We start from the raw sequence: 12,918 nt of genomic DNA on the forward strand, positions 1-12,918 counted from the left end.
CGGGCGGGGTGATCCGGTGGCGAAATCTTCCGCGTTTGTGCGCGCGGTCAAGTCGTCCCGTATGCCCGCCACCTTGCCAAAGGGCATCCGATGAAAACACTGGCCAAACTTCCCGTCACCATCGTTACCGGCTTTCTCGGCTCGGGCAAAACCACCTTGCTGCGGCATATGCTCGACAACGCCCAGGGCCGGCGCATTGCGGTGATCGTCAACGAATTCGGCGAACTGGGCATCGACGGTGAAATTCTCAAGCAGTGCTCAATCGGCTGCACCGAAGAAGAAGCCAGCGGCCGCGTCTATGAACTGGCCAACGGTTGCCTGTGCTGCACGGTCCAGGAAGAGTTCTTCCCGGTGATGCGCGAGCTGGTTGCCCGCCGCGCGGACCTGGACCACATCCTCATTGAAACTTCCGGTCTGGCCCTGCCCAAACCGCTGGTGCAAGCCTTCCAATGGCCGGAAATCCGCAGCGCCTGTACCGTCGACGCGGTGATTACCGTGGTCGACAGCCCGGCCGTGGCCGCCGGCACCTTTGCCGCGTTCCCGGACCAGGTGGATGCCCAGCGCAAGCTCGACCCGAACCTCGATCACGAGTCGCCGCTGCACGAGCTGTTCGCTGACCAACTGGCCAGCGCCGACCTGGTGATCCTCAACAAGGCTGACCTGATCAGCCCTGAAGACCTGGCCCGTGTGCGCCTGGAAGTCGCCGAAGAACTGCCGCCAGCGGTAAAAGTCATCGAAGCCAGCAGCGGTCGTGTGCCACTGGACGTGTTGATCGGCCTCGGTGCCGGCTCCGAAGAACACATCGACAGCCGTCACAGCCACCACGACCATCACCACGGTGACGCTGATGGTGAGGGGCATGATGATCATGACCACGACGCCTTCGATTCCATCTCCATCGAACTGCCGCAAGCCGACGAAAGCCTGCTGCTGGACGCCCTGACGCAACTGGTGGTCGAGCACGGCATCCTGCGGGTCAAAGGCTTCGCCGCCGTTGCGAACAAACCGATGCGCCTGCTGATCCAGGGCGTGGGCACGCGCTTCGACAAACACTTCGACCGCGCCTGGCGCGCCGAAGAATCCCGTGCGACGCACCTGGTGCTGATCGGCCAGCAGCTGGACGCGGCCTTGATCGAAGCGCAATTGCGCGCCGCGCTCAGCGCCTGATCCATGCACCTGCTCAGGACCCAACCCGGCGGTTTCGTCTCGGATGACAACATTGCCGACCTTGGCCAAACTCCCGCCGAGCTGGTGATCCTGTGCAGCGGCGATTCCAGCCTGGCACTGCTCGCCGAAGCCGCGCAGCAGTTGCCGGACGACTATCCGAGCCTGCGCCTGGCCAACCCGATGCAGGTGCAGAATCACGCCTCGGTCGATCTGTATGTCGATGAAGTCCTGCGCCACGCGAAAATTATCCTGATCTCGCTGCACGGCGGGATCGGCTATTGGCGCTACGGCGTGGAACGGCTGGTGCAGCTGGCCGAGCGGGGCGTGCAACTGATTCTGGTGCCGGGCGATGATCGCCCCGACCCTGAGTTGAGCGACCTGAGCACAGTGGCCGCCGAAGACCGTGATCGATTGTGGCACTACTTGCGCCAGGGCGGCATGGGCAATGCGCTGGACCTGTATCGCTGCCTTGCCAGTCGCTGGCTGGGCCGTGAGTACCCATGGGCAGAACCACAAATCCTGCCGCGCACGGCGATTTACCATCCGCACAAAAGCCCCGCCGTACTCAGCGACTGGCAGGCTGATTGGCAGGCCGATCAGCCGGTGGCGGCGGTGTTGTTTTATCGCTCGCACTTGCAGGCGGCGAACACCGCTTTCATCGATGTTTTCTGTCAGCGCTTGCAGGCGGTGGGGCTTAACCCGTTGCCGATTGCGCTGGCCAGTTTGAAAGAGCCCGACTGCCTGACGGTGGTCGAGGACTTGCTGGATGAAGTTTCTGCCTCGGTCATTCTGAACACCACCGGTTTCGCCCAGTCCAGCCCGGAAGCACCGCATCTGCGGCCGTTCCGCCGCAATATTCCGGTGATCCAGGCGATCTGTGCCCAGGACAACGAGTCCGGCTGGCGCGCCAGCGAGCAGGGCCTCGGCCCGCGTGACCTGGCGATGCATATCGCCTTGCCGGAACTCGATGGGCGGATCATCAGCCGGCCCATCAGCTTCAAGGACCTGGCCTGGCGCAGCGAGCGCAGCCAGTCGGATGTGGTCTGCTACCGAGCGCAACCTGAGCGTATGGACTTCGTCGCCGAACTGGCGCGGCGCTGGATCGAACTGGCGCGGGTGCCGAACGGCGAAAAACGCATCGCACTGATCCTCGCCAACTACCCGACCCGCGATGGCCGGATCGGCAATGGCGTAGGTCTCGATACGCCGGCTGCCGCATTGAATATCCTGCGGGCACTGCATGCCGAAGGCTATCCGCTGCCGGCGGATCTGCCAGTCAGCGGCACGGCGCTGATTGAGCAATTGCTCGGTGGCGTCAGCAACGATCTGGAGACCATCGACCAGCGGCCGTGCCAGCAAAGCCTGGCGCTGGACGACTACTGCACGATGCTCAACGCGTTGCCCGAAGCCAATCGCAACGCGGTGCTGGAGCGTTGGGGCTCCCCTGAAAGCGACCCGATGTTCCGCGGCGGGCGGATGATGATCGCCGGCCTGCGCTTTGGCCTGACCTTTGTCGGTATCCAGCCGGCACGGGGTTACCAGGTCGATCCGAGCGCGGTCTATCACGACCCGGACCTGGTGCCGCCCCATGGCTATCTGGCGTTCTATTTCTGGCTGCGCAAAACCTACGGCGCCCACGGGGTGATTCACGTTGGCAAGCACGGTAACCTCGAATGGCTGCCGGGCAAGGGCGTCGGTCTCTCGGAAAACTGCTGGCCGGACGCATTGCTCGGTCCGCTGCCGAATATCTATCCGTTCATCGTCAACGATCCGGGCGAGGGCGCCCAGGCCAAGCGGCGCACCCAGGCCGTGATCATCGATCACCTGATGCCTCCGCTGACCCGCGCCGAAACCTATGGCCCGCTGCGCGATCTCGAATTGCTGGCTGATGAGTATTACGAAGCCCAGCTGCTGGATCCGCGCCGTGCCCGGGAGTTGCAGCGCGACATCCTGAAGCTGGTGCGCGATAGCCACATCGATCGCGAACTGCAACTGGACGACCAGCTCGACAGCGATGCCGACGCAGCGATCTGGTTGCCGCGCCTCGATACCTATTTGTGCGACCTGAAGGAATCGCAGATTCGCGACGGTCTGCATGTGTTCGGTGAGTCTCCCGTCGGCCGCCTGCGGATCGATACGCTGCTGGCATTGCTGCGAATTCCCCGTGGCGATGGACGTGGCGCCCAGTCGAGCCTGCTGCGAGCGCTGGCCAAAGCTTTTGAGCTGGGTTTCGATCCGCTGGATTGTGACTTGGGCGCGCCCTGGACCGGGCCGCGACCGGTTGCGCTGCAAGCACTCAGTGATGAGCTCTGGCGCAGCGCTGGCGACAGTCGTGAACGCCTTGAGCTATTTGCCGCACAGTTGATCGAGCGGGCGTTAAGTGCTGATGTCGACACATTGAATACACCTGGCTGGAGCGAAGTGCAGGTGATCATCGACAGCCTGCGCAAAGTCGTCGCCCCACGCCTGGACGCCTGCGGCCCGGCAGAAATGCGCGGCCTGCTGGATGCCCTGAGCGGGCGTTTTGTCCCGGCCGGCCCCAGCGGCGCACCGAGTCGCGGGCGCCTCGACGTGCTGCCCACCGGGCGCAACTTCTTCTCGGTGGACGTGCGCAACCTGCCGACCACCACCGCCTGGCGCATCGGCTTTCAGTCGGCCAACCTGATCCTCGAGCGACATTTGCAGGACCATGGCGATCATTTGCGTCAGCTCGGGCTCTCGGTCTGGGGCACGGCGACCATGCGCACCGGCGGCGACGACATCGCCCAGGCCATGGGATTGATGGGGGTGCGCCCGGTGTGGGCCACGGGCAGCCAGCGGGTCGACGATTTCGAAATCCTGCCGCTGAGCCTGCTCGATCGGCCACGGGTGGATGTCACCCTGCGGGTCTCCGGGTTCTTCCGCGATGCCTTCGCCAACCTGATCCGCTTGTTCGATGCCGCGGTGCAGGCCGTGGCCGCGCTGGACGAGCCGGATGACATGAACCCACTGGCGGCCAAGGTTCGCAGCGAGCGTGCAGCGCTGTTGTTGTCCGGGCTGGATGAGGAAGCCGCGGCGCGTCAGGCCGGCTGGCGAATCTTCGGCGCCAAGCCCGGTGCCTATGGCGCGGGCGTGCAGGGCGCCATCGACGGTCGCCTGTGGCAAAGCCGCGAGGACCTGGCCGAGGTCTACCTGAACTGGGGCGGCTACGCCTATGGCGGTGCCGATGAAGGCACCGCGGCGCGCGAGCAATTTGCCCAGCGGTTGAGCCAGGTTCAGGCCGTCCTGCAAAACCAGGACAACCGTGAGCATGACCTGCTCGATTCAAACGACTATTACCAATTCCAGGGCGGCATGCTTGCCGCCGTGGAAAGCCTAAGCGGCGAGCAAGCCGCCAGTTACCATGGCGACCACAGCCAGCCCGACCTGCCGAAGATTCGCACCTTGAAGGAAGAGCTGAACCGGGTGATCCGTTCCCGCGCCGCCAATCCCAAGTGGATCGAAGGGGTCAAGCGCCATGGCTATAAAGGAGCTTTCGAACTGGCGGCGACCGTGGATAATCTGTTCGCCTTCGACGCCACCACGCAGTTGATCGACGATCATCAATACGCCTTGCTCGCCGATGCCTATCTGCTCGACCCGTCGACCCGTGAATTCGTCCGGCAACACAACCCCCACGCCCTGCGCGACATGACCGAACGCCTGCTCGAAGCCCAGCAGCGGGGGATGTGGAGCGAGCCAGGCGAGTACCGCGAGGCGCTTGAGAATCTGTTGCTGGATATAGAAGAAGACACCTGACCTGTGGGAGCGGCGGTGCGGCGATTCGACTTGTCCGCGAAGGCGGCCTCACAGGCAACAAAGAACCCGTGTTTCTGCAGAAGAATAGCGGTCACAGGTTTTGCGAGGACTTCGTCCTCGATCGCGAGCAAGCTCGCTCCCACAGGTATTGTGCTGTCCTTGTGGGAGCGAGCTTGCTCGCGATAGCGGACTGACAGGCGAAACATAACTCGACCTACCGAGAACAGAATATGAGCCACACCCCACATTTCCCCCTCTGCGCCGTGGTCGGTGCCGATGCCCTGAAGCTCGCGCTGTGCCTCACCGCCATCGATCCGAAGATCGGCGGGGTGCTGATCGAAGGACCGCGCGGCATGGCCAAGTCGACCCTGGCCCGAGGCCTGGCGGATCTGTTGGCCAGCGGGCAATTCGTCACCTTGCCACTGGGCGCCACTGAAGAGCGACTGGTTGGCACCCTGGACCTGGACGCCGCACTCGGCGAAGGTCGCGCGCAGTTTTCCCCGGGCGTGCTGGCCAAGGCCGACGGCGGCGTGCTGTATGTCGATGAAGTGAACCTGCTGCCCGACCACCTGGTTGACCTGTTGCTGGACGTCGCCGCCAGCGGTACCAACCTGATCGAGCGAGACGGCATTTCCCATCAGCATCCGGCGCGTTTCGTGCTGATTGGCACCATGAACCCGGAAGAGGGTGAACTGCGCCCGCAGTTGCTTGACCGCTTCGGGTTGAACGTCGCCTTGAGCGGGCAGACTCCACCGACCGAACGTGGGCAGATCATCCGTCGGCGGCTGGACTTCGACAGCGATCCGCAAGCGTTCTGCGCACAATGGGAAAGCCCGCAGCGAGCCCTGCGCGAACGCTGCCAGCAGGCGCGCTCGACCCTGGCGAGCATTCCTCTCGACGATCAGTCCCTGGCGCAGATCACCGAGCGCTGCTTTGCGGCCGGCGTCGATGGGATGCGCGCCGATCTGGTCTGGTTGCGAGCGGCTCGGGCCCATGCCGCATGGCGTGGTGCTCCAGCGATTGACGAAGAAGATATCGACGCGGTGGCGGAGTTCGCCCTGCGTCATCGTCGTCGTGAGCAGTCTCCGCCCGCGCCGAACCAGGCCAGCGCGCCACAGTCGCAATTGGCAAAAAATCCCGACCCCGGCGAAGGCCAGGGGCAATGGGGCGAAATGCCCGCCCAGGCACTGCCGGTCGGCGCAAGACGTGAAGTCCCGAGCTGGCCAAAAAAGCCCTAGGCATTCGCCCCCGATCCGACGCGGGGGCGAATGCCAAACCCCGCGCGGGACGCCTGAAAAATGGCCGCCAAGGCCAAAGCCGTACCGCAAAAAGCGGCTCGATCAATTGGCCCGGGACATTGCTCAATGGCCGTCCGCGCCAGCGCGAAGACCTGCTGTACCGCCTGCGCAGTCGTTCGCCCCATGAGCTGTGGCTGGTGATTGTCGATGCATCGGCTTCAACTCGCCGGCACCAGGCCCTGAGCGACGCCAAAGGGCTGCTGGCGCAGCTGTTCGATGACGCTTACCGTCGACGGGCACGCCTGGCGTTGCTGACCGCCAGTGGTCACTCGCCGCAATGGCAGGTGCAAGGCCTGAAAGCCTCGAGTGGTCTGCGAAGCTGGCTCGATGCACTCGGCGCCGGGGGTGGCACGCCGCTGCTGGCCGCCCTGGATGAGGCGGTCCGCTGGCTGGCGTTCAGGCAGCAGCGTTTCCCCGCGGAGCAGCAGCGATTGTTACTGCTGACCGATGGCCGCTTGAAGAACTGGCCTACGCTGCCGACGATCAATTGCCCGGGGTTGCTGGTGGACATCGAAAGAGGCCCGATCCGGCTCGGTCGGGCAAAGGAGCTGGCCAGCGGACTGCAGGCGCAGTATCGACATATCGACACCCTGTAACGGCCTGTCGCGTATTGCCGCGCGTCAAGGCTGGAGTGTGCAAGTGAACTGCTCGTATGCTGCCGGCTTCGCGAATCACAGGAGTGAAGCATGCGCGTACTGGTCAGCAACCTTAAGGACGATTTTCGCGTTAAAGCCTATGCCGGCACCAACGGCGTATTGCTCGCCATGGACCTGGCCGAGTCCAGGCGCGCGGGCCTGCTGGGCTTTGCCATCGAGAAGCAGCTCACCGAAAACAATCCGATGCAGTCGGAACAGGCGCTGTTCGCCGGCTTCTCGTCGCGCTCGGGCCAGGGGGATCTGCAAGCGTTCGTCGAGATTATCAGCGCGACAAAGAAAGACCTGCTGTTCGCTACGGCCTTCGCACTGCCGGAGCGCATTCTCGATGCCTTGCTCGGCCAGCCTCACGACCAGGTACTGCGCTACGGGCTGCAGAACAGGGCCAGCCGCATCAGCGGCTACCATGCCGATCGCACGGCCGAGTTCACCGCCACGGCCCTGTTGAACAATGGTCTGGAGGGCTGAACTTCCTGATCATGCGTGGCGATACTGATCTGGCCGATCGCTAAGGCCTGGAACTGCTGCGCTTCTACGAGCATTACCGGTTTCGCTACTACGTGAAAAAGCTCGCATTGAAACAGGTGCGGCCGCTGTCAGTGGACAATAGCTGGAGCGACGACTATTACCGCCCGGGTGATTTGCGGATGATGTCGAGGTTGCGTTTTTCCGGGCGTTGACTGTGTGTGCCTTAAAAGATCGCAGCCTGCGCCAACTCCTGCGCCGTCTGTAGGAGCAGGCGGTCGATGTTCGATTGCTCGCGAAGGCGGCCTGACAGTCGGCCTGTTTTCTTGCGTACGCGATGCCCTTGTAGGAGCTGCCGCAGGCTGCGATCTTTTGATCTTGATTTTCGGCAATCTCCAGAACCGCTAAAAGATCGCAGGCTGCGCCAGCTCCTACGCCGACCGTGGTTGGCCGAAAGATCTGTGAGATGCCCAGCCTTATGTGTTCGGAAAAATCCGCCAGACACCCGCAACAGGGGTTCAAGCCTCACCCTCAACTCTGATCAATACACCCATCCCCAAACGCCGGATAACGCAAGATACGGGTCACCCCCGAACTGTCGACATAGGTCATTTCCCGTGTCCCGATCCCGCAATAACTGGTGTCCGACATGCTGATCACTCGCGCCACATCCAGCGGCATGGAATACCGGTAATCCTCGACTATCGGCTGTTTGCCGTCATCGGTCGAAGCGGCCAATGCCGTGCCGCTCGAGGCGAGCAAGGCCAGGGCGAACAAGGTGCTTTTCATGATGAGCTCCCGTAATGGCTACTGAAGGATTTCAGTAGTCGTACGACGAGCCCCGTGACGATTTATTCCACGCTCAAGGACACCGTTCCAGGTTGGGGAATCGGATTGCGCATCAGCGTCCCGACCACCAGCGCACCCAGCAACGCCAGCAGTCCCGCGACCCACAGCAGCAGGCTGAAGCCGCCGACAAAAGCCTGGCGGGCCAGTGGTTCGACCACCAGGCGCGCAGCTTCGGGCAACTCGCTCAACGCTGCCGGCATGTCGCCGGCAACCACCCGCGAAGCAATGCTCTGTGTGTGTCCAAGCCATTGCGCCGCCTCGAGCTTCAGGCTGGCGTGCAACAATTGCTCGGTATGGCTGCTCAGCAGCGCGCCAAATACCCCGATGGTCAGCACGATCGCACTGAAGCGCATGGTGGTGCTCATGCCCGAGGCCATGCCGACACGGTCGCGCGGCACACAGGCCATGATGTTTTTCTGGGTATCGCCGTTGAGCAGTCCGGCCCCGGCTCCCGTCACGGCAATCGCCAGGGCGAAGTTCAGGTAGCCACCGCTGGTGACCGCCCAGGCGCTTAGCAGGTTGCCAGTCCCCACCAGGGTCAAACCGGCGGCCATCAGTGTTGCCGGGGAGAAGTGGCTTGCCAGCCGTGCGCCGATACGTGGGCAGATCAGCATGGTCAGGGCAAAGGGCAGCATGCCCAGTCCGGAGGCAATCGCCGAAAACCCCAAACCGTTCTGCAGGTAAAACGGCAGCAAGGTCATCATCACTTGCGCACACCCGGCATAGGCGAACATCCCCAGCAATGCACCGATAAAACGCGGATGGCGGAACAGTTGCAGATCGACCATGGGCCGCTGTTGCAGACGCTCGATCACCACGAACAAACCGAGTAACAGCGCGCCACCCAGCAGGCGGGCATAGGTTAGCGGATTGCTCCAACCGATCCGGTTGGCTTCGATCAAGCCCCAGATCAGGCACAGCAGGCTCGCGCTGAAGGCCAGGCTGCCCCAAGGGTCGAGGCGGGCGGCCTGGGCGTCCCGAGATTCCGGCACCGCACGCCAGACCATGGCCATCAACAGCAGGCCCACCGGCAGATTGAGGTAAAAAATCCAGCGCCAGCCCATGAATTCGGTGATCAGCCCGCCGACGGTCGGCGCGGCAGTCATTGCCACACCCATGCACGCGCCCCAGAACGCCCAAGCCTTGGCCCGTTCCACTTCATCGTGAAAGCTGTGGCCGATCGAGGCCAGTGCCGAGGTCAGCAACAACGCCGCGCCGACCCCTTTGACGGCGCGGGCGATGTCGAGAAACAAGGCATTCGGTGCCGCGCCGCAACCCATCGAGGCGAGGATGAAAATGCTCAGGCCCCAGAGCAGGGTTTTCTTGCGCCCGAAGCGGTCGGCGATGCTCCCTGCCGGCAGCAGCAGCGCGGCGAAGGCCAGCATGTAAGCACTGACCACCCATTCGATATCGGCGAAGTTGGCTCCCAGGTCGCGGGCAATACTCGGCAGCGTGACGGCGACGATATTGGTGTCGAGCACGATCAGCGAGCAGACCCCGGAAGCGGTCAACAGCGTAAGGCGCGGGCTGACCCGGTTCATGCCGTCACCCGCGTTGCCTTGCAGGCAATGCATGCCGAGTGGGCGCCGATACACGCTGATTGTCGGCTGAAACAGCTGGTCAGCGCCAGGACAAGGGATTTGACGCGCATGGCTTGAGCTCTCTACTGTGGAGTTTGAGCCAGCTTATCGCGGGTTCTTCAGTGCTTTATTAGCTGGAGGCCAGCACTTCATTACCTTTGAGCTAATGCCGCTATGGAAATACGTCATTTCCGCTACTTCCTGGCCGTTGCCCGGCAGCGCAACTTCACCCGCGCCGCCGAGCAATTAGGCATCGCGCCGCCGACCTTGACCCGGCAGATCCAGGACATGGAAAACACCCTGGGCACTCGACTGTTTCTGCGCCAGCAACGTCAAGTCAGCCTGACCGAGGCCGGCGCCGTCCTGATGATCGAGGCCGAGGCCACCGTGCGGCAGTTCGAGTTTGCGCAGCTCAATGCCCAGCGCGCCGGGCGCGGTGAGACCGGTCATATCGAATTGGGCTATGTGGCCTCGGCGGTGTACTCGGGCTTGTTGCAAAAGCAGGTGCAGAGTTTTAGCCGAGAGTACCCGGATGTCAGCCTCAGTGTGCGGGAAAGTCCGATGGCGGCCTTGCCGGGACTGATTGCCGAGGGGCGGTTCGATATCGGCTATATCCGCTCGCCCATGATCTTGCCCGAGGGGCTGGACGCGCTTCGCCTGGACGCCGAAGGCTTCGTTCTGGCGCTGTCGGCCGAGTCCTGGTTGAGCCGCTTGGCGGACATCACGCCTGAGCACTTGCAGGATCAAACGTTCATTCTTCCGGAGCAAATCAGCGGCACCTTGCAGGTCGCCGCCCAAGGTGGCTACGCACCCAAACTGGGGCCGCAACCGGGCGGGCTGGTGGCGGTGATCGCGCTGGTGTCATTGGGGCAGGGCGTGGCGGTGGTGCCTGAGTCAGTCGTCGGGCACGTCAGTTTGCCGAATGTGTTGTACCGGCCGATCAAGGGCAGCGAGGCGTGTTCCTGGTTGTCGTTGATCCATCGCCGCTTCGAAAAGGCCCCGGCGGTTGCGCGTTATATCGAGCAGGTCAAAGACCGGTTTCCAATAGATAAATGATGTGTGGCCAGGAAAAGATCGTCCGAACGCGGCCCGAACCTTCGGCAGCTACGCTGAAATGGAAGGTCTACGCAAATTCTGTAGGAGCTGCCGAAGGCTGCGATCTTTTGATCTGTTTGCACCCTAAACAGATTTTGTAATGATTTTTCGCTGTAGGAAATCTCGCTTCTGGCTGTAACCTCCAAGTCCGTTTTTTCTCTCAGGACTTGCATGAACACCCTTTCGGAGCCTCCCAGTCGCCTCTTCGCCTGGACACTCGATCTTCTTTTCGCTCAATACCCCTCACGCCAATCGGCCACTCTGAGGCTGTGCGGACAGGCTAAAAATCCAGTCTTGCGACTCTCTTCGGCCCGCATCCCCGGGCAGCCCGACTTCATGACCTTTCGCCGACCTTCACGTCGTGCCTTGCCGTGCCCGGCATTCTGAATTCATTAGAGATATTGATTAGATTTTATGGAATGGATAGCTGACCCCACGGCCTGGCTTGGCCTGTTGACCCTGATTGTGCTGGAGCTGGTGCTGGGTATCGACAACCTGGTGTTTATCGCGATCCTCGCGGACAAGTTGCCGCCCGAGCAGCGCGACCGCGCGCGGATCATCGGCCTGTCCCTGGCATTGCTGATGCGCCTGGGCCTGCTGGCGAGTATTTCCTGGCTGGTGACCCTGACCCAGCCGTTGTTCGAGGTGTTCGACAAGAGCTTCTCCGGCCGTGACTTGATCATGCTGTTCGGTGGTGTGTTCCTGTTGTTCAAGGCGACCATGGAGTTGCACGAGCGACTCGAAGGCCACGTCAGCCAGCGCGCCAGTAATGCGGCATACGCGATGTTCTGGCCGATCGTCGCGCAGATCGTGGTGCTCGACGCGGTGTTCTCGCTGGATGCGGTGATTACTGCGGTGGGCATGGTCGATGAGTTGGCGGTGATGATGATCGCGGTGATTATTTCCATCGGTTTGATGATTGTCGCGAGCAAGCCACTGACCCGATTCGTCAACGAACACCCGACGGTGATCATGCTGTGTCTGGGCTTCCTGATGATGATCGGCTTCAGCCTGACCGCTGAAGGCCTGGGCTTCCACATCCCCAAAGGCTACCTGTACGCGGCCATCGGTTTCTCGATCCTGATCGAGGTGTTCAACCAGATCGCCCGGATTCAACGCAAGAAGTCCATGCAGGGCCTGCGCCCGATGCGTGAGCGCACCGCTCATGCAGTAATGCGCTTGCTCGGTGGCCGAACGCTTGCGGCAGACGAAGTGGGTGAGGAGATTGCTGACTTGCTCGAAGGCGGTGAGGGTGCCAGCGAGCTGTTCGACCGCCGCGAACGGGTGATGATCAGCGGCGTGCTGCAACTGGCCGAGCGACCGATCCGCAGCCTGATGACGGTGCGGGCCGAGGTCGACCACCTGGATCTGGCCGACAGTGCCGAATTCATCCGCACCACGCTGATGCACTCGTCCTATTCGCGCTTGCCGCTGATTCGCGGTGGCGCGGTGGATGAGCCGCTGGGCTTCGTGCACAAGAAGGAACTGCTCAAGGAGTACCTGGCCGGTGAAGAACCGAACCTCGAGCACCTGGCGCGCAAGACCATCAACCTGCTGGACAGCTATTCGATCCTCAATGCCCTGGAACAGATGCGCAAAGCTTCGACCCACATTGCCTTTGTGGTCAACGAATTCGGTGATTTCATGGGCGTGCTGACCATGACCGACATCCTTGAATCCATCGCTGGTGAACTGCCCGACGCCAGCGAAATCGCAGGCCCGGACATCGTCGAAGCACCGGGCGGGTTCATGGTCAACGGCGCGCTGAACCTGGCGCGGATCGGCCAGCGAACCGGCTTCAAGGCCGCAGCGACCGAGGATTACCAGACCCTGGCAGGGCTGGTGATGAGCCTGCTGGATCGCCTGCCAATGGTCGGCGACAGCCTCGATTGGGAGACCTGGCGCATGACCGTGGTGGCGGTCGAGGAGCGGCGGGTGACGCGGGTGTTGTTGGTCCGTGCAGAGGCGGAGCTCATCGGCGCCTGACCGAATGCCATCGCGAGCAGGCTCGCTCCCACAGGTTTCGAGTCGATC

8 protein-coding genes and 1 pseudogene are annotated in these 12,918 nt (G+C 62.5%); 7 read left to right on the top strand and 2 right to left on the bottom strand.

The genetic code is table 11. The features are described 5' to 3' along the window. The first annotated feature begins 90 nt into the window (after positions 1-90). The 5 genes and pseudogenes from cobW to F8N85_RS00555 all read left to right on the top strand — a co-directional run. Positions 91-1,167 (top strand): cobalamin biosynthesis protein CobW, encoded by a 1,077-nt coding sequence (gene cobW / locus F8N85_RS00535; protein ID WP_150801750.1) that lies wholly within the window; start codon positions 91-93, stop codon positions 1,165-1,167. A gap of 3 nt (positions 1,168-1,170) precedes the next feature. Continuing rightward, complete coding sequence (gene cobN, locus F8N85_RS00540; protein ID WP_150801751.1) at positions 1,171-4,944, top strand: cobaltochelatase subunit CobN; 3,774 nt, start codon at positions 1,171-1,173, stop codon at positions 4,942-4,944. A 230-nt stretch (positions 4,945-5,174) separates the two neighbouring features. Next, positions 5,175-6,182, top strand: a complete 1,008-nt coding sequence (locus F8N85_RS00545) for an ATP-binding protein (RefSeq protein WP_150801752.1) — start codon at positions 5,175-5,177, stop codon at positions 6,180-6,182. Further along, on the top strand, positions 6,164-6,838 hold the full coding sequence (locus F8N85_RS00550; RefSeq protein ID WP_224795610.1) for a vWA domain-containing protein: 675 nt from the start codon (positions 6,164-6,166) through the stop codon (positions 6,836-6,838). The genes F8N85_RS00545 and F8N85_RS00550 overlap by 19 nt, the downstream gene beginning before the upstream one ends. Positions 6,839-7,048: 210 nt before the next feature. After that, positions 7,049-7,575, top strand: a pseudogene (locus tag F8N85_RS00555) (phospholipase); the annotation flags it as partial. 316 nt (positions 7,576-7,891) lie between these two features. Here the strand turns inward: F8N85_RS00555 and F8N85_RS00560 are convergent. Both F8N85_RS00560 and F8N85_RS00565 read right to left on the bottom strand, forming a co-directional pair. Continuing rightward, positions 7,892-8,149: a DUF2790 domain-containing protein gene (locus F8N85_RS00560; RefSeq protein WP_150801754.1), complete on the bottom strand. Its 258-nt coding sequence runs from the start codon at positions 8,147-8,149 to the stop codon at positions 7,892-7,894. A 62-nt stretch (positions 8,150-8,211) separates the two neighbouring features. After that, the gene (locus F8N85_RS00565; protein ID WP_150801920.1) at positions 8,212-9,750 is read right to left on the bottom strand and encodes an MFS transporter; all 1,539 of its coding nucleotides are present in this window, start codon (positions 9,748-9,750) and stop codon (positions 8,212-8,214) included. A 213-nt stretch (positions 9,751-9,963) separates the two neighbouring features. Here F8N85_RS00565 and F8N85_RS00570 point away from each other — a divergent pair, with 213 nt between their 5' ends. Continuing rightward, positions 9,964-10,845, top strand: coding sequence for a LysR family transcriptional regulator (locus tag F8N85_RS00570; RefSeq protein WP_150801755.1), 882 nt, complete (start codon positions 9,964-9,966; stop codon positions 10,843-10,845). 453 nt (positions 10,846-11,298) lie between these two features. Further along, positions 11,299-12,870: a TerC family protein gene (locus F8N85_RS00575; protein ID WP_150801756.1), complete on the top strand. Its 1,572-nt coding sequence runs from the start codon at positions 11,299-11,301 to the stop codon at positions 12,868-12,870. The last annotated feature ends 48 nt before the right edge of the window (positions 12,871-12,918 follow it).

Source organism: Pseudomonas fluorescens, from assembly GCF_902497875.1.
Lineage (GTDB): Bacteria > Pseudomonadota > Gammaproteobacteria > Pseudomonadales > Pseudomonadaceae > Aquipseudomonas > Aquipseudomonas fluorescens_BR.

Excerpts from the sequence above, each read along its gene's own strand:
- cobW (WP_150801750.1), top strand. The coding sequence starts at position 91 with ATGAAAACACTGGCCAAACTTCCCGTCACCATCGTTACCGGCTTTCTC.
- cobN (WP_150801751.1), top strand. The coding sequence starts at position 1,171 with ATGCACCTGCTCAGGACCCAACCCGGCGGTTTCGTCTCGGATGACAAC.
- F8N85_RS00545 (WP_150801752.1), top strand. The coding sequence starts at position 5,175 with ATGAGCCACACCCCACATTTCCCCCTCTGCGCCGTGGTCGGTGCCGAT.
- F8N85_RS00560 (WP_150801754.1), bottom strand. The coding sequence starts at position 8,149 with ATGAAAAGCACCTTGTTCGCCCTGGCCTTGCTCGCCTCGAGCGGCACG.
- F8N85_RS00565 (WP_150801920.1), bottom strand. The coding sequence starts at position 9,750 with ATGAACCGGGTCAGCCCGCGCCTTACGCTGTTGACCGCTTCCGGGGTC.
- F8N85_RS00570 (WP_150801755.1), top strand. The coding sequence starts at position 9,964 with ATGGAAATACGTCATTTCCGCTACTTCCTGGCCGTTGCCCGGCAGCGC.
- F8N85_RS00575 (WP_150801756.1), top strand. The coding sequence starts at position 11,299 with ATGGAATGGATAGCTGACCCCACGGCCTGGCTTGGCCTGTTGACCCTG.